The sequence below is a fragment of the Streptomyces sp. NPDC026417 genome, assembly GCF_055567695.1.
Window position 1 is genome coordinate 101,413 of sequence record NZ_JBVHPY010000001.1, and the last position, 17,158, is coordinate 118,570.

Consider the following 17,158-nt stretch of genomic DNA (forward strand, 5'->3'; position numbering starts at 1 on the left):
ATGCGGACCGGTCCCCTCCGGTCCGAGGCCGTTCCCGTGCTGCGGCCTCAGGCCGATCCTGCCCCCGGAGAGGGCGCGGGGAACGGCACGACGGCCACTGTTACGTTGTCGTGGCCCCCGCCGTCCAGGGCGTGGCCGACCAGAACCCGGGCGCTGTGCAGCGGTCGGCTGGCGGCGTCGAGGGGCACGACCTCGGCCATGTGCTCGGCGGCCTCCGCGTAGTTCCACAGTCCGTCGGTGCACACCACCACCACGCCCGGCCGGTCCGGCTTGAAGGAAGCGGTGTGCGGCTCCAGTTCGTAGGCGTCCGCGCCGAGCCAGCCGGTGATCGCGTGGGCGCGCTCGTCGGCGTAGGCCTCCGCCTCGTTCATCAGGCCGGCCGCGACCATCTGTGCGGCCCACGAGTCGTCCTCGGTGAGCCGGGCCGGGGGCGAACTCCGGTCGACCGGGACCCAGTAGGCGCGGCTGTCGCCGACCCAGCCGACGGTCAGCAGGCTGGTGGTGACGACGGCGCCGACCAGGGTGCAGGCGGGCGCGTTCTGGTGCGGAGTGTGCTCGCGGGCCGAACCGGGCTCCTCGGCCAGGGCGTTGACGGCGTTCGAGGCCGCGACGATGGCCTCGTGCATCGCCTGCTGCGGATGGGTGCCGAGCGGCAGCGACTCCAGCAGCGCCTCGCCCGCGGCGCGGGACGCGGCGAGGGACGCCTCGTCGGGACGGGTCGCCGAGGAGACGCCGTCGCAGACGATCGCGACCACGGCGGGCGATCCGTCGGGCAGCGCGGTCGAGGAGAGCGTGAACGCGTCCTCGTTGCGGTGGTGGCGCAGTCCCCGGTCGCTGACCGCGGCGACCGCGGCCAGCTCCTGCTCCATGTGGTCGCGCTCGCGGGGCTGGGCGTGCCCGCAGTTCTCGCAGTAGCCGTCCGGGTCGACGTGGCCCGCGCGGCAGGCCACGCAGAGCTTGGTGCCGGCGGGCGGCGTCACCAGGTCGGCGGTCCGCGGGTCGGCGGGTGCGCCCCCGGGCGGGGCCAGGGGGTACTCGTCCGGTTCCGCGGGCCGGTCGAAGCGCACCCCGGCCGACTCGTCGGCGGCGTCCGGCGGTTCGGCGGCGGGAGAGCCGGGCGCGGGGGCGGCCGGATGTCCGGGTGCCGGGGCGTGCGACGGCTCGGCCCCGAAGGCGCCCGGCGCCCGTCCGGCGGGAGCGGCCGCGCCCGCCGGATGCCCGGGGACGGCGGGCAGTTCGGAGCCGCCCGAGTCCGTGCCGGGGATGTCGGTCGGCAGGTGCACCGGGGCGGGCGCGCCGGAGCTGCCCCGCTCGGGAGCGTCGGGCCAGTCCACGGACGCGACCTCCGAAGGGGGGCGGGCCGCGGCGCCGTTCATGGTGATCGTGGGGGTGTCCTGCGGCGGTGCGGGCACCGCCGACAGGTCGAACCCGCACGCACCGCAGAAGCGGTCACCCGACTCCAGGGGCTCCTCGCAACTGGGGCACCTCGAAAGAGCCGTCGGCTGGGGCATCTGGGACATCAATCACACCCACGTCCGGGGGCGGTAACGGTTGGCACGTTCCACCAGGTCGATCCTCTCCTCGCCGCCCTGGGCGAGCCTGGCCAGCGTCCGGTAGGACCGCTCCAGACCGAAGCGGAGGCCTCGCTCGTCCAGCTCGCTGCCGAGCAGCGCACGTCCGCCGCCGACGGCCGGTGCGGAACCCCGGCTACCGGAGAGTACCCAGTCCAGCGCGCATCCCAGGACCTCTGTGGACAACTGCTCGCGCCGCACGGCGTCGAGTCCGTATCCGTCCAGCGCCTCGACCTGTCCGGCGGCGGCGGTCAGGTCGTCGAGGAACTGCGGCGCGGCGGCCTCCTGGGCCATCCGGTGCCGCAGCCGTGCCCGTACGGCCGCGACGCGCGCCGCCGTGTAGTGGATCGACGACTCCGGTACCGACTCCAGCGTCCGCACCGCGCCGCTGCGGTCGCCCGCGGCCAGCTGCACCCGTGCCAGCCCGAACGCCGAACTCACATGGCTCGGGTCGGTCGTCCACACCAGGCGGTAGTACTCCGCCGCGTTGTCCAGCTGCCCGAGCACCTCCGCGCACACGCCGAGGGCCAGCTTGGGCGCGGGCTCCCCGGGGAAGGCGTCGTAGACCGCGTCGAAGGACAGCGCCGCGCCCTCGTGGTCGCCGGTCACCAGCGCGGCCGTGCCCCGGTACCAGACCACCCGCCAGTCGTCGGGCCGCTGTTCCTCCAGCGTGCGCAGGACCTCCAGCGCCGTGTACGAGTCGCCGTTCTCCAGCCGGGCCCGGATCTGCCGCAGCGTCGTCTCGACCGACTCGCCGGGCGCCGCCGCGAGCGCCGTGATCAGCTCCGCGGGCGCGGACGCCATCAGACCGGCCAGGAAACCGGCGTTCGGGTCGCCCGGATCCACGCGCGGGACGGGCAGCGCGAGCGCGGTGGCGGCCGTGTTCAGCGGCTTGACCAGTGCGGCCCCGGGGGGCGGCGGCACCGCGCCGTTCGTCGCGGCCGGCGGGCGGGACGCGCCCTTCCTGCCGCGTACGGGCACGGCCCGCGCACCCAGCAGGGACACGTCGCCGTCCAGCCTGCCGAACAGCTCGGTGTCGGTGACCTTGACCTCGGGCCCGAACAGGGTGGACAGCGAGGGGCGCGGACGGCCCGTCTGCAGCGCGACGACCTCGCGCAGCACGCCGGTCAGCTGCTCCGACATCTCCTCCGCGGACGCGAACCGGCGCGCCGGATCGGGGTCGGTGGCCCGCACCAGCAGCCGGTAGAAGGACTCGTACTGCCGGAAGACCTCGATGGTGTCCGGGTCGGGCAGCGAGTCCACGAACACGTTCGTGTAGCCCTGGAAGTCGAAGCTGAGCACCGCGAGGGTGCGCGCGACCGTGTACAGGTCGGAGGCGACGGAGGGACCGGTGTCGGCGACCTCCGGCGCCTGGTATCCGACCGTGCCGTAGATGGCCGACTCGTCGTCGTCCATCCGGCGCACCGCGCCCATGTCGATCAGCTTGAGCTGGTCCTCGGTCTGGATGGCGTTGTCGACCTTGAAGTCGCAGTAGAGCAGGTTGCGGCTGTGCAGGTGGCCGAGCGCCTCCAGCGCCTCGATGCCGTACGCGCACGCCTGCTCCACCGGCAGCGGATCCCGCTTGCCGTCCGCGGTACGGCGGCCGTTGGCGATCTCCTTGAGCGACTTGCCGCCCACGTACTCCATGACGATGTAGCCGTCCAGGGAGCCGGTGCGCTGGTCCAGGTGCTCGACGAAGTTGTAGATGCGGACGATGTTGGCGTGCTCGATCTCGGCGAGGAAGCGCCGCTCGGAGATCGCGGCCGCCATCGCGTCCTGGTCCCCGGTGTCGAGGAGCCCCTTGAGGACCACCCAGCGGTCGGACACCGCGCGGTCGACGGCCAGATAGACCCAGCCGAGACCACCGTGCGCCAGACAGCCCACGACCTCGTACTGGCCGTGCACGATGTCGCCCGCGTGCAGCTTCGGCACGAACGAGTACGGGTGCCCGCACTTGGTGCAGAAGCCCTCCGTGCGGCCCGGCCGGTCGCCGCGCGAACGCCCCACCGGCGCACCGCAGTCGGAGCGCGAGCAGAACCGCTTGCGCTCGGGCACCTCCGGGTTCTCCAGGACCATCTCGCGCGGGTCGGGCCGCGGCACGCCGGGCACCTGCACCAGGCCGGCGCCCAGCCGGCCCCGGCTGGAGGATCCCGCCGTCGAGCCGGAACTGCGCACCGACACCGACCGCGAGGCCGAACTCCCCGACAGCGAACGCGAGAGACGGCCGGAGACCGAGCGCCGGGACTGCGAGGACCGCGACGACGTCCGCGAGCTGGCCCGCGAACTGCCGCGCGTGCTGCCGCTGCGGGAGCCGCGCGAGCCGCCCCCGGCCGTGATACCGGTCGGCGGCGAACCCACCATGCCGTTCGACGAGACCACCGGCGCCAGACCGCAGGTTTCGCAGTACAGCTCCCCGTCGCCCATGTCCTCGTACGACCCCGGGCAGCCGGGCCGCTGGCACTTCTGCTGCTGGTTCACGGACTGCTCACTCACGCTGCCTCACCCCTGCCCCTCACGTGCTGGGCCCCCTCCGGTCGGTCAGGTCGCCCGCGGCGCCCTGCTCGGGCACCCGGGGGCTGAGCAGATCGGCCGCCGCCCGCTGATAGCGCAGCACCGCCTCCTCCGCGACACGCAGGTCGCAGGGCGCGCTCCACAGCATGCGGCGCGCCGCGTCGTAGCGCTCGATGAGGAACGGGTCCTCCGCGAGGCCGTGCCGGGCGACCTTCGCCTTGTAGGCGTCGAGGCGGCCGCGCAGCTCCGCGCGGACCGCGAGCGGCGCGGTGACCGCCGTCAACGACTCGCGGGCGCGCAGCAGTTCGTCCTCCGCCTTCTGCTCCAGTGACTCCAGGAGCGGCGAGAGACGGTGCCACTGCGCGTGCCTGCGGTACTCGGCCGCCGTCGCCAGCTGCTCGTTCAGCGCGGTCGGCGGGCCGCTCACCGCGGGCACCTCGGACGCGGCGATCTTCGCCAGCACCTCGCCGCGCGCGGACCGGGCCTCGGCCAGCGTGCGGTCCGCGCGGGAGAGCACGTCCCGGAGCCGCACCAGCCGCGCCTCCGCGTCCTGCCGCACGGTGAGCACCGCGTCGATCTCCCGGCGCACGTCCTCCAGGGCGCGCGCCTCACGGTCGTACGCCGTCGTGTCGGGGCGTCCGCCGCCGGGCGCCGAACTGCCCTGCGCGGGCCGCCAGAAGGACAGCGGGTCCGAGATCACCTGCTCCCGCATCGACGTGAGGGTGTGGGTGATCCGCTCCAGGTCGTCGCCCGAGGGGTGCTCGCCGGGGCGCACACCGACGGAGTGGGCGAGCCGGCGGGTGCGCTGGAGCTCCGCGGCCAGTAAATCGATCCGGGCCGGCAGCGCGGACCACACGGCGTCCGCGGCCACCACCATGTCCAGCGAGGTCGCGTACAGCTCGTTCATCCGCTCCACGAGCCCGGCCAGCGAGAACCGTTCGCTGAGCTTGCCCGATCCGGCGAGCGTGGGCGCGTTGGCCGTGGCCGTGGCGCTGCCGGCGACGGTGACGCTGTCGCCCCGCAGCAGTTCGGTCAGCTCGGCCAGGTCCTCACGGCTCGACCAGCGTCTGCGCGCACGGATGCCGCGGGCGGCGCGCAGGGCGTCGGCGTACGCGTCGAAGTACGCCCACAGCAGGGTGATCGACGCCTCGGCGGCCGTCCAGCGCTCCTTCGTCGTGCCCGTGAGCTCGGCGCCTTCGAGGAGTCTGCGGCCCGCGTGGTCCTGCAGGGCGAGGAGCGAGGTCTCGATGGCCTCGTGCTCCGCGCCGAGCCGGGCCAGCGCACGGTCCACCTCGTCCCGGTCCATCACCGGCCCGGGGGGTCCCGTGACGCCCATCGATCACCTCTCGCTCTCGGTTGCCGCTCGTGTCCGGTGGTGGCCCGTCACTTGTACCGGGCCACCGGTGGCTTCGACGACGGCGACTTGTCGGGCAGGGTGGCGGACAGCCAGGTGTCGTAGGACTCCTGCCAGCCGCTCTTGCGGTAGTCCTCGATGACCTGGTTCACCCGGCGCACCAGATCCTCGGCGTCCTGGTTCATCGCCACACCGTAGTACTCGGTGGTGAAGGTGCCGCCCTTGAGCTCGACCGTGGGGTCCTGGGCGGCCTGGCTCGCGGCCAGCGCGCCGTCGGTCACCACGGCGTCGACCTCGCCGAGTTGCAGCCGCACCAGGCAGTCGAGCTGGTTGGGGACGACGGTGGAGAGGTCGGCGGAGGAGACCAGCCTGCCCGCTTTCCGGTCGGCCGTGAGCGTGTCGAGCGCGGTGGAACTGTCCGCCGTGCAGATCCTCTTGCCGGCGAGGGACTCGTCGTAGCCCTCGATGTCCGACTTCTTGGGGGCGAGCACCTGCTGGCCCGTCACGAAGTAGGGCGCGGAGAAGGCCACTTCCTCAAGGCGCGTACAGGAGATCGTCATGGTGCGCACCACCATGTCGACCCGTCCCTTCCGGATCGCCGGGATGCGCTCGTTGGTGGGGATCGCCTGGAAGCGGATCTTGTCCGGGCTGCCGAGGATCGCCTGGGCTATCCGCCGCGCCAGGTCGATGTCGAAGCCCTCGAGCTCGACCTTCTCCTTGGTGCTGTTCGGATCCCGGTATCCCCAGCGGTAGCTGTTCTGGTCGACGCCGACCTTCAGGTAGCCGCGCTCCTTGATGGCCTCGACGGTGGCGCCGCTCTCGTCGCCGGACGGGGAGGGGCTGCGGTCCTGCGGGTCCGTGCACTTTTCGGCCTTCGTCTGCCGGCCGTCGGCGACGCCCCGGCCGCCGATGCCCGTACTGCCGTCCCCGCGCGCATCGGTCAGCGGGAGCAGCAGGGCGAGGGCCGCGGTGAGGGCGCAGGCGAGCGCCATCGCGCCCACTCCGCCCCAGCCCCGCAGGCTCGCCCTCAGCCGTCGTGCGGTCATGGCCGCTCCCCCTCTCACCGGTACTCCGACAGCCTGCGTCCGATGCCGAGCACGGCGCCCGCCGCGCCCAGCACCGCGAGGACGGCCGCACCGGCGGGCAGGCCGGTCATCGCGTCCCGGCCGTCGCCCGCCGCCTGCCGGAACTCCCGCTCCTCGTGGTCGAGCGCCAGCTTCAGATTGTCGTCGACACCGTCGAAGCACTCGGCGGTGGGCTTCTGCGCGGTGGTGCCGATGATCCTGTTCAGAGCGCCCTGGTAGTCGCCCGCGTCGTCGGCCTTGCGGGCCTCCAGGTGACGGGACTTCCACACCTTCATGTTGGCGGTGGCGGCGGTCACGGGCTTCTCGCCCGCCCGGTCGTCCGCCAGGGAGCCTGCCTCGGCCAGCCCGGCGGTGAGGTCCTTCATCGAGGTCTGGAAGTCGAAGTCGAACTTGTCCATCGCCTCGCCGTCGACCTCGACGGTCTCCGCGCCGCGGCTCACCAGGGTGAGCGTCTCGTTGCCGCGGGCCTTGAGGGAGGCGATCTGGGCGTCGTGCAGCACGTTGAGCGAGCGGACGCCGTGGTCGTACGAGGAGTCGAGCCCGGCGCGCGCGACGGTGTGCCCGACGGCCAGCCAGAGCAGGACCACCGCGGACGCGGCCGTGGCGGCGGCCAGGCCCTGGTTCACCACGCGGTTGGTACGGCGGTAGTGGCGCCGCTGGGCCCAGCCGAGCGCGCCGAGGACGACGACGCCCAGCGCCAACGCGGCCCAGGGGTACGGGGTGGCGGCCGAGTAGTCGGAGCGCAGCCGCCGGTTCTCCGAGACGTAGAGGTCCTCGGCGGCCGGGAGCATCTCGCCCTGCATCTTCGCGTTCGCGTACCGCAGGTAGGCGCCGCCGAGGGGGAAGCCCTGCCGGTTGTTGGCGCGGGCCCGCTCGACCAGGCCCTTGTACTCCGGCAGGAGCTTGTTCAGCTTGGTGATCGTGTCGGCCGAGGCGGAGCCCGGCTCGGAGTTGGCGGCGGCCGTGACCAGCTTGGCGGCCGCCGTCCTGATGTCGTCCTCGTAGCGCCGGCGCGTGTCGTCGGGCTCCTGACCGCCCGCCAGGAAGCCGCTGGAGGCAGCCGTGTTGGCGTCGGCGAGGGAGCGGTAGATGTCCGCCGCGTCGGAACTCAGGGGCTGGCTCTTGTGCAGGACGTCGTCGGCGGCGGCCGAACGTTCCGTCATCTGCCAGGCGGTGACGGCACCGAACGCGACCACCAGCAGCGCGAGCAGGGCGCCGATGATCCGCAGCCGGCCGGGTTCGGTCGTGGCACCGGCCCGCAGCCGGTCGACGCCCTCCGACCATGCCGTACGGCGCGGGCCGGGCGCGGTGGGGAGCGGCCGCGCGGCCGGCACCGGGGCCGGCGGACCCGCCTGCGGCGGTACGGCCGGCGGTGGCACGGCCGGACCGGCCGGCGCCGGTGGCGCCGCACCGCCCTGCTGCGGGTAACTCACGTGACCTCCCCCATGGTCGTCCGTCGGTCACCCCCGTCCCGCTGCGCCGACGGCGCGGACAGAGGTGCACGGGCGCAAGTATCGCCGCCGCGGCGGACATCCGCACAGGCCTTGACTCGATCTTGTTCCGATCGCGGCCCGCCTGCCGGACTCCAGCGCGGCGCACGACTCCCCGCACCACCCCCTGCCCATGAATACGCGCACCGGATCCGTTCGGTTCCCTCCCGGACGCCGGGGATCGCGCCCCTGCGCACACGGGAGTTCACGCCCCCTCGCGCACGGCTCCCACGGCCCCTTCGAAGCAGGCGCGCACGCGCGCGTGGGCCTCCTCCGGGGCCCGTACGTGATCGAGGCCGAGGAGGGCCGCGCCCAGCACCGGGCGGGCCGTGACCACCCGGGGAACCGCCTTCGGGGCGCGCGCCGCCAGCGATTCGGCGATCCGGCCGTCGAGCCGGGGGTGCCGGGCGGCCAGGATGCTCCCGCCGAGCAGGACGGGCACCTCCTCGTCCAGCAGCTCCAGGCGGGTCAGGGCCACCGTCGCCATGGCCACCACCTCGTCCGCGAGCCGGTCGACGAGCGAGCGGGCCACCGGGTCGCCGTCCGCCGCGGTGGCGAACAGCACCGGTGTCAGCTCGTGCCGCCGGGCGTTGCCGATGTGCTCCAGGTGCAGCGCCTCGATCAGCGCGTACATGGAGCCGAGTCCGAAGTGGGCGGGGAGGGTGCGGGCGAGGGCCGTCGGCCCTCCCCGACCGTCCTCCGCGCGCGCCGCGTGCCACAGGGCCTCCTCCGCCAGGCCCCAGCCACCGCCCCAGTCGCCGGAGATCCGGCCGATCGCGGGAAAGCGGGCGGTGCGGCCGTCGGGCCGCATGCCCACGCAGTTGATCCCGGCGCCGCAGACCACGGCCACTCCGCGGGGCTCGGCGATGCCGGCCCGCAGAATCGCGAAGGTGTCGTTGCGCACCGCCACGCTCGCTCCCCAGCCGCGCGCCGCGACGGCGGCGGCGAGCTGCTCCTCCTCCACGGGCAGGTCGGCGTTGGCGAGACAGGCGGAGACATGGGCGACGGAGGTGACGCCCGCCGCGGTGAACGCCCGGCCGACCGCCTCGGCGACCGCGTCCACGGCCGTCTCCACCCCCACCGCGGGCGGCCGGAACCCCCCGCCGCGCGCCGTCGCCACGACCTGCCCGTCGGCCGTCACGACCGCGACGTCCGTCTTGCTGTTCCCCGCGTCGATGGCGAGGACGCCTGCGCTCACGCCCACGCGAGGTGCTCCCGGTTGTGCGCGATCAGCCGGTCGGTGAGGACGTCTGCGTACGCGTACTGGCCGACCAGCGGGTGCGCGAGCAGCGCCCGGAACACCCGGTCGCGGCCCCCGCGCAGCGCGGCCTCCAGGGCCAGATCCTCGTACGCGGTCACGCTCGCCATCAGTCCCGCGTAGAGCGGGTCCACGACGGGCACCGGCAGCGGCGTCGGCCCCTGCGCGCCGAGCGCCGCCTGCACCTCGATCACCGCGTCGTCGGGCAGGAACGGCAGCGTGCCCCGGTTGTAGGTGTTCACCACCTGGTAGGGACTCCCGCCCCCGCCGAGCAGCGCGGCGGCCAGGTCCACGGCCGCCTCGGAGTAGTACGCGCCGCCCCGGCGGGCGAGCAGCTCCGGCTTCTCGTCGAGCCCCGGGTCGCCGTACATCTCCAGCAACTGCCGCTCCATCTCCGCCACTTCGGCGGCGCGCGACGGCTTCGTGCGCAGCTCGGCCACGACCTCGTCGTGCGCGTAGTAGTAGCGCAGGTAGTAGGAGGGGACCACGCCGAGGCGGTCGAGGATGCTGCGCGGCAGGTGCAGGTCGCCGGCGACCGCGTCGCCGTGCTCGGCGAGCAGCTTCGGCAGGACGTTCTCGCCCTCCGGGCCGCCGAGCCGCACACCGGTCTCCCAGGTGAGGTGGTTGAGCCCCACATGGTCCAGGTGCACATCGGCGGGGGCGACGCCGAGCAGCCCGGCGAACTTCCGCTGGAAGCCGATCGCCACGTTGCACAGGCCGACCGCCTTGTGGCCCGCCTGCAGCAGGGCGCGGGTCACGATGCCGACCGGGTTGGTGAAGTCGATGATCCAGGCGTCCGGATTGGCGCGGCGGACCCGTTCGGCGATGTCCAGCACCACGGGGACCGTGCGCAGCGCCTTGGCGAGGCCGCCCGCGCCCGTCGTCTCCTGCCCGACGCAGCCGCACTCCAGCGGCCAGGTCTCGTCCTCGTTGCGGGCGGCCTGGCCGCCGACGCGCAGTTGCAGCAGCACGGCGTCGGCGCCCTCGACGCCCGCGTCCAGGTCGGAGGTGGTGACGATCCGCCCGGGGTGTCCCTGCCGGGCGAAGATCCGGCGCGCCAGGCCGCCCACCAGCTCCAGGCGGTCGGCGGCCGGGTCGACGAGGACCAGTTCCTCGACGGGCAGGGTGTCCCGCAACCGCGCGAAACCGTCGACGAGTTCAGGGGTGTACGTGGAGCCCCCGCCCACTACTGCCAGTTTCATAGTCAGCCCTTCACTCCGGTGAGCGTGACACCCTCGACGAACGCCTTCTGCGCGAAGAAGAACACGAGGATCACGGGGGCCATGACCAGGACGGTCGCGGCCATGGTGAGATTCCAGTCGGTGTGGTGCGCGCCCTTGAACGACTCCAGGCCGTAACTCAGTGTCCAGGCCGCGGGGTTCTCGGACGCGTAGATCTGCGGACCGAAGTAGTCGTTCCAGGCGTAGAAGAACTGGAAGAGCGCGACCGCCGCGATGCCGGGTTTCGCCATCGGCAGTACGACCCTGAGCAGGGTCCTGAGGTCCCCGCAGCCGTCGACCTTCGCGGCGTCGAGGTACTCGTTCGGGATGGTCGTCAGGAACTGCCGCAGCAGGAAGATGGAGAACGCGTCCCCGAACGCCATCGGGACGATCAGCGGCCACAGCGTGCCCGACAGGTCCAGCTGCTTCGCCCAGAACAGGTACATCGGGATGACGACGACCTGCGGCGGCAGCATCATCATCGAGATGACCAGCATCAGCGACAGGTTCCGGCCCCGGAAGCGGAACTTGGCGAGCGCGTACGCCACGGGGATCGAGGACACGACGGTGAGGACGGTCCCCGCTCCCGCGTACAGCAGTGTGTTCTTCCACCAGGTGAGGAAGCCCGGGGTGTCGAAGACCTTCCGGTAGTTGCCCCACTCCCAGGTGTGCGGGATCAGGTCCCGGCTCAGGGCCTGCGTGTCGCTCATCAGCGAGGTGAGGAACACGAACACGAAGGGCAGCACGAAGAAGAGGGCGGCCGCCACGCCCAGGGAGTGCACGGCGACCCATTCCAGGAGGGCACGGCGGCGGGCGGTGCGTTCGGCGGGGGAGGCGGGCTCGGGCCGCAGCTCCACCGGTGGGTCGAGTAGCTGGGTCATGGTCAGTCACCTGCCTGGATGAGGCCGCCCCGGCGCCGCATCAGGAACGCGGTGAACACCATGGACAGGGCGAACAGCACCAGCGCGACCACACAGGCGGAGCCGTAGTCGAAGCGCTGGAAGCCGAGGTTGTAGACGAGCTGCGGCAGCGTGAGTGTCGACTTGTCCGGGTAGCCGGGCTCGAACTGCGTGCCGGCGCCCTGGATGACACCCGAGGCGACCTTTCCCGCGATCAGTGGCTGCGTGTAGTACTGCATGGTCTGGATCACGCCGGTGACCACGGCGAACATCACGATCGGCGAGATGTTCGGCAGCGTCACGAACCGGAACCGCTGCCAGGCGGAGGCACCGTCCAGCTCGGCGGCCTCGTACTGCTCCTTCGGGACGTCGAGCAGTGCGGCCATGAAGATGACCATGAGGTCGCCGACGCCCCACAGGGCGAGCAGGGTGAGGGCGGGCTTCGACCAGGACGGGTCGTTGAACCAGCCCGGCGCCGGGATCCCGATGCCCTCCAGGAGCGAGTTCACCGGTCCCGTGCCCGGGTTGAGCAGGAAGGCGAAGGCCATTGTGGCGGCGACGGGCGGGGCCAGGTAGGGCAGATAGAAGACCGTCCGGAAGACACCCGTACCCGTCCTGATCTTCGTGATCAGCAGGCCGACCCCGAGTCCGAACAGGACCCGCAGGCTCACCATCACGACGACGAGCCACAGGGTGTTGCGCAACGCCGGCCAGAACAACGGGTAGTTCTCGAAGACGTAGACCCAGTTCTGCGTCCCGCTCCACGTCGGCGGCTTGAAGCCGTCGTAGTGCATGAACGAGAAGTACACCGTCGAGAGCAGCGGGTAGGCGAAGAAGACCGCGAAGCCGACGAGCCAGGGGGACATGAAGGCGGCCGTGCGCAGCGCCGCCCGGCGGCGTTTGGCGCGCAGTGTGTACGTGGCACTCATGACGGCGTCACTTCGCCTGGGCGATGTCCGTGTCGATCTGCGCGGCGGTCTTCTTCAGCCCCGCCTCCAGATCCCCGGCCTTGCCGCTCTCGTAGTCGTAGCCGAACTGCTGGATCGTCACGAGGTACGTACCGCCGTTGAGGGACGCGGGCGTCGTCGTGGAATTCGGGTTCGACGCGATGTCGAGGAAGGTCTTGAAGCGCGGGTCGTAGGTCAGCTTCGGCGACTTCAGGGCGGCCAGCGTGGACGGCACGTTGTGGATGGCGTTGGCGAAGCCGACCACCGCGTCGGTGTCGGTCGTCATGTACTTCACCAGCTCCCAGGCCGCGTTCTGCTTCCTGCTGGTGGCGGCGATGCCCGCGATCGTGCCGGTGATGTAGCCCTTGCCGTACTGGTCGGCCTGGTCGTCGGGGACGGGCAGCGGTGCCACGCCGATCTCGAAGCCGGGCTTCGCCTCCTCGGCCATGCCGAGCCGCCACTCGCCGTCCAGCTGCATCGCGACCTGGCCGGTGTGGAAGGGGTGCTTGGGGCCCCACTCGTCACCGAGCTTGGACCGGAACTTCTCCAGCTTCCGGTAGCCGCCCAGTTCGTCGACGAGGCGCTTCTGCAGGGTGAACCCGGCCTTGAACGCGGGGTCCTTGGCGAGGTTCGACTTGCCTTCCTTGTCGAAGTACGTGGGGGAGAACTGCCCGAAGTAGTGCTCGGTCGTCGACTCCCAGCCGTGGTAGTTCGGCATGAACCCGAGCTGCGTGTACGAGTCACCCTTGGCGACGGTGAGCTTCTTGGCGTCCTTCTCGAACTCCGACCAGGTCTTCGGCGGTGCGGCGATGCCTGCCTTCTCGAAGGCGGTCTTGTTGTAGTAGAGCCCGTAGGCGTCGCCCAGCAGCGGCACCGTGCAGCGGTTGCCCTCGAACCGGGTGTACTCGTTCATCGCCTTCGGGAACGTCTTCTCCGGGTCGATGCCCGCCTTCTCGAAGAACGGGTCGAGGTCGACGAAGGCGCCGGACGAGCAGAACTTGCCGACGTTGTTGGTGGTGAACGAGGAGACGACGTCGGGGGCCTTCCCGCCGCCGGCGCGCAGCGCCTGGTTGATCTTGTCGTCCGTCATGTTGCCGACGACGTTCACGTGGATGTTCGGGTGGGCCTTCTCGAAGCCCGCGACCAGTGTCTTCACGGCCTTGACCTCGCCGGGCGCGCTCCAGGCGTGCCAGAAGTTGATCGTCTGCTCCTTGGACGCGTCGTCGCTCGCGCCGGAGTCGGACTGGCCGGTGCAGGCGGTGGCGAGGAGGGCTATCGAGGCGGACGCGGCCAGCGCGACGGCCGCTTTCCTGGACATTCCGGGCATGACGGGGTCTCCCTAGGGCGGATGGGACTGCAGGGGACGCGGGGGGTGGGGTGCGGTCGGACCGCGAGTGCCGCGATGGGGCGGGATCGGTGGGGCGGGACGGTGCCGGGCGGGGTCAGCGCGAGGTGTCGAAGACCTCGTCGCGGGTGGCGGCCAGCGCGCTCTCCAGCGCGCCGCGCAGCACGGGGTGTTCGCGGACGTCGCCGACGACGAGCCGCGGCCGGGACGCGGCCAGCTCCTCCAGCTCGGCCTGGACCAGGGCCCGCAGCGGCTCGCCGCCGGCGGTGAGCGAGGCGCCGCTGAGCACGACGAGTTCGGGGTCGAGCACGGAGACCAGCGAGGCGAGACCGGTGGCGAGGCCGGTGGCGTACGTCTCCAGCAGCCGCCGGTGCGCTCCCTCGTCGACAGCGGCGGCCTGCGCGACGAGGGCCGCCGCCGCCTCGGCGTAGGAGCCGCCCGGCACGGGCCGGATGCCCAGTTCCCGGGCCAGCGCCGGGATGGCCTGGGAGCCGGCCAGCTCCTGGTAGCCGCCACTGTTGGCCTTGGTGACGTGCCGGACCAGCGGGGCGCCGGGCACCGGCAGGAAGCCGACCTCGCCGGCGCCGCCCGTCCAGCCGCGGTGCAGCCGTCCGCCGAGGACGAGCGCGGCGCCGAGACCGCCCTCGTTCCACAGCAGCACGAAGTCCTCGTGGCCGCGGGCCGCGCCGAGCCGCTGCTCGGCGATGGCGACGAGGTTGACGTCGTTCTCGTACTCGACGGGCATCGGCAGTGCCGCGGCGAGTTCGTCGAGGATGCCCGGGGCGTGCCAGCCGGGCAGGTGTGAGGCGTAGCGCAGCCGTCCGGTGTTGGGGTCGAAGGCGCCGGGGGTTGCGATGACGATCCGGTGGACGTCGTCCCGGGCGAGCCCCGCCGCCTTCACCGCCCCGTCCAGCGCGTCGGTGACCTGCCGGACGACGGGGTGGGCGGGGCGCCGGCCGGGCGTGGGCAGTTCGTACTCGCCCACGGTGCGTCCGGTGACGTCCGCGACGGCGGCCAGGATGCGCTCGGGGGTGACGTCGAGCCCCGCCGCATGGGCGGCGCCCGGATTGACGGCATAGAGCTGGGCGTTGGGGCCCGGGCGGCCCTCGCTGGTCCCGGTGGCCAGCACGAGGCCCGCGGCCTCCAGGCGGGCGAGGAGCTGGGAGGCGGTGGGCTTGGACAGCCCGGTCAGCTTTCCGATCCGCGTACGGGACAGGGGGCCGTGCTCCAGCAGGAGATCGAGGGCGGCGCGGTCGTTCATGGCGCGCAGGACGCGCGGCGTACCCGGCGTACCGGCGGATCCGGCCATGTCAGTCCCCACCTGCCTTTCGAGCTGCCCAGCTTTCCAGTGACGCGGCGGGGAAGTCCACGCGGGGCCGGGGCGACCTCGCCGCAGGATCACTGTTAGGAAAGTTTCCTGTTCGATGGGAGGAACGTAGGCGTGCCGTCGTGGAGGCGTCAAGAGAGACCGCCCCCGCGGCAACGGAGTCGTTACCCGCGAGGGCGGTGCGTACAGCCGTGAGGGGGCGTACGAAGGGTGGTGAACGGTGGCGGATTACCGCGGTCCGGGCCGGGGGGCGGCGATCGGGGACGCGGCCTCCGACTGCGGGGAGGCCGTGTTCGCGTACACGGACGGGGCGGCCACCGCGGCGGTGGGGTCCGGGGCGGGCGTCTCCTCCGGCTGGACCGTGGAGCCGCCGACGATCCGGATGTCGGCCGCGTCGAAGGCACGCTTGATGCGCCAGCGCAGTTCGCGCTCGACGGTCAGGGCCTTGCCGGGCATGGTCTTGGCCGAGACGCGGACGACCATCGAGTCCAGCAGGACGCTGTCGAGACCGAGCACCTCGATCGGGCCCCACAGCAGCTCGTTCCAGGGCTCCGCCTTGCTCATGGCCTCGCCGACCTCGTTGAGCACCGACCGGACGTGGTCCAGCTCCTCCGAGGCGCGCACGGTCACGTCGACGCCCGCCGTGGCCCAGCCCTGGGAGAGGTTGCCGATGCGCTTGACCTCGCCGTTGCGCACGTACCAGATCTCGCCGTTGTCGCCGCGCAGCTTGGTGACGCGCAGGCCGACCTCGATCACCTCGCCGGAGGCCACCCCGGCGTCGATGGTGTCGCCGACGCCGTACTGGTCCTCCAGGATCATGAAGACACCGGACAGGAAGTCGGTGACCAGGTTGCGGGCGCCGAAACCGATGGCCACACCGGCCACACCGGCGGACGCGAGCAGCGGCGCGAGGTTGATCTCGAACGTGCCGAGGACCATCAGCGCGGCCGTACCCACGATGAGGAAGGACGCCACCGAGCGCAGCACCGAGCCGATGGCCTGGGACCGCTGCCGGCGCCGCTCCACGTTCACCAGGAGGCCGCCGAGGGCGGTGCCGTCCACGGCCTGAGCCGTCCGGTTCATCCGCTCGATGAACTTGGTGATGGCCCGGCGCACCGCGATTCTGAGGGCCACCGCGATGACCACGATCAGCAGGACCCGCAGGCCGATGCTGAGCCATGTGGACCAGTTCTGCTCGACCCAGCTCGCGGCGTTGGTCGCACTCTCCTGGGCGTCCTGGAGCGGGTCTGCCGTCGTCGAGGGCGACGGCGACGGAGTGGCTGCGGCCAACAGGACGGACAAGGACACGGGGGGTACCTCCAGGCGTAGCGGTCCGCCCGCGGCCGGAAATCACGAGAGGGACACCGTCGGGCAGACCCACCACACTAACGGGGCATCGTGTGTGGATCGTTGCGTTGTCCGAGGGAGAGACTGTGCTCACCTGGGGATGAACCAGGTGTGGTCGAAAACACTCCCAGCCCGTTACCGGGACATGGTGGCGCTTCCACCAGGCATGAGGGGACACTGGCCACAGATCGTCCCGGCGCGAGCCACGCGCCGCCGGCGTACAAGGAGGCATCCGTGCCGCATGTCCTGGTCCTCAATGCGTCGTACGAGCCACTCGGCGTCGTACCGCTCCGCCGCGCGCTCGTCCTCGTCCTTGAGAACAAGGCCGTCTCTCTCGAGGAATCCGGCGCCTTCATGCACAGCGCGACCGTTACTGTCCCCGCACCCAGCGTGGTCCGGCTGAAGAGGTTCGTCCGGGTCCCCTACCGGGGCCCCGTCCCGCTGACCAGGCGAGCGCTGTTCGCCCGCGACGGCGGCCGGTGCATGTACTGCGGTGGCGTCGCAACCAGCGTCGACCACGTCATCCCGCGCTCCCGCGGGGGTCAGCACGCCTGGGACAACGTGGTGGCGTCCTGCCGCCGCTGCAACCACACCAAGGCCGACCGCCACCTGGTGGAGATCGGCTGGCGCCTGCGCCACAAACCGGCCCCGCCATCGGGGCTCGCCTGGCGCATCATCGGAACCGGCCACCGCGACCCGCGCTGGCTGCCCTACCTGCAGCCGTACGGCGCCGAGGACGCGATGGCCCGGATCGACGGCATCTCCGCCTGACGATCCGGGCTTTTGCATACCCCCGCCCGCCCG

At 72.2% G+C, this 17,158-nt stretch carries 13 protein-coding genes; 1 reads left to right on the top strand and 12 read right to left on the bottom strand.

Annotation, left to right across the window (positions count from 1 at the left end):
* Positions 1 to 47: 47 nt before the first annotated feature.
* From ACZ4NT_RS00435 to ACZ4NT_RS00490, 12 genes are all read right to left on the bottom strand, one after another.
* Positions 48 to 1,523 (bottom strand): PP2C family protein-serine/threonine phosphatase, encoded by a 1,476-nt coding sequence (locus ACZ4NT_RS00435; RefSeq protein ID WP_183116843.1) that lies wholly within the window; start codon positions 1,521 to 1,523, stop codon positions 48 to 50.
* Positions 1,524 to 3,995 (bottom strand): serine/threonine-protein kinase, encoded by a 2,472-nt coding sequence (locus tag ACZ4NT_RS00440; protein WP_467722868.1) that lies wholly within the window; start codon positions 3,993 to 3,995, stop codon positions 1,524 to 1,526. It abuts the gene before it with no gap.
* A gap of 88 nt (positions 3,996 to 4,083) precedes the next feature.
* The gene (locus tag ACZ4NT_RS00445) at positions 4,084 to 5,418 is read right to left on the bottom strand and encodes a hypothetical protein (protein ID WP_121403014.1); all 1,335 of its coding nucleotides are present in this window, start codon (positions 5,416 to 5,418) and stop codon (positions 4,084 to 4,086) included.
* A 47-nt stretch (positions 5,419 to 5,465) separates the two neighbouring features.
* Positions 5,466 to 6,482 (bottom strand): glutamate ABC transporter substrate-binding protein, encoded by a 1,017-nt coding sequence (locus ACZ4NT_RS00450; RefSeq protein ID WP_121403015.1) that lies wholly within the window; start codon positions 6,480 to 6,482, stop codon positions 5,466 to 5,468.
* Positions 6,483 to 6,496: 14 nt separating this feature from the next.
* Entirely contained in the window at positions 6,497 to 7,954 is a 1,458-nt protein-coding gene (locus ACZ4NT_RS00455; protein ID WP_467722437.1) for a hypothetical protein, read from the bottom strand.
* A 262-nt stretch (positions 7,955 to 8,216) separates the two neighbouring features.
* Positions 8,217 to 9,215: a BadF/BadG/BcrA/BcrD ATPase family protein gene (locus ACZ4NT_RS00460; protein ID WP_121403017.1), complete on the bottom strand. Its 999-nt coding sequence runs from the start codon at positions 9,213 to 9,215 to the stop codon at positions 8,217 to 8,219.
* Positions 9,206 to 10,471, bottom strand: coding sequence for a 6-phospho-beta-glucosidase (locus ACZ4NT_RS00465; protein WP_121403018.1), 1,266 nt, complete (start codon positions 10,469 to 10,471; stop codon positions 9,206 to 9,208). The genes ACZ4NT_RS00460 and ACZ4NT_RS00465 overlap by 10 nt, the downstream gene beginning before the upstream one ends.
* 2 nt (positions 10,472 to 10,473) lie before the next feature.
* Positions 10,474 to 11,370: a carbohydrate ABC transporter permease gene (locus ACZ4NT_RS00470; RefSeq protein ID WP_121403019.1), complete on the bottom strand. Its 897-nt coding sequence runs from the start codon at positions 11,368 to 11,370 to the stop codon at positions 10,474 to 10,476.
* Positions 11,371 to 11,372: 2 nt separating this feature from the next.
* Positions 11,373 to 12,317: a carbohydrate ABC transporter permease gene (locus ACZ4NT_RS00475; RefSeq protein WP_121403020.1), complete on the bottom strand. Its 945-nt coding sequence runs from the start codon at positions 12,315 to 12,317 to the stop codon at positions 11,373 to 11,375.
* Positions 12,318 to 12,324: 7 nt separating this feature from the next.
* On the bottom strand, positions 12,325 to 13,662 hold the full coding sequence (locus ACZ4NT_RS00480; protein ID WP_467722440.1) for an ABC transporter substrate-binding protein: 1,338 nt from the start codon (positions 13,660 to 13,662) through the stop codon (positions 12,325 to 12,327).
* A 115-nt stretch (positions 13,663 to 13,777) separates the two neighbouring features.
* Positions 13,778 to 14,989: an ROK family transcriptional regulator gene (locus tag ACZ4NT_RS00485; RefSeq protein WP_121403022.1), complete on the bottom strand. Its 1,212-nt coding sequence runs from the start codon at positions 14,987 to 14,989 to the stop codon at positions 13,778 to 13,780.
* 246 nt (positions 14,990 to 15,235) lie between these two features.
* Complete coding sequence (locus ACZ4NT_RS00490) at positions 15,236 to 16,315, bottom strand: mechanosensitive ion channel family protein (RefSeq protein ID WP_121403023.1); 1,080 nt, start codon at positions 16,313 to 16,315, stop codon at positions 15,236 to 15,238.
* 273 nt (positions 16,316 to 16,588) lie between these two features.
* Here ACZ4NT_RS00490 and ACZ4NT_RS00495 point away from each other — a divergent pair, with 273 nt between their 5' ends.
* Positions 16,589 to 17,125 carry an HNH endonuclease gene (locus ACZ4NT_RS00495; protein WP_121403024.1) on the top strand — a complete coding sequence of 179 codons (537 nt, stop codon included), beginning with the start codon at positions 16,589 to 16,591 and terminating at the stop codon, positions 17,123 to 17,125.
* The last annotated feature ends 33 nt before the right edge of the window (positions 17,126 to 17,158 follow it).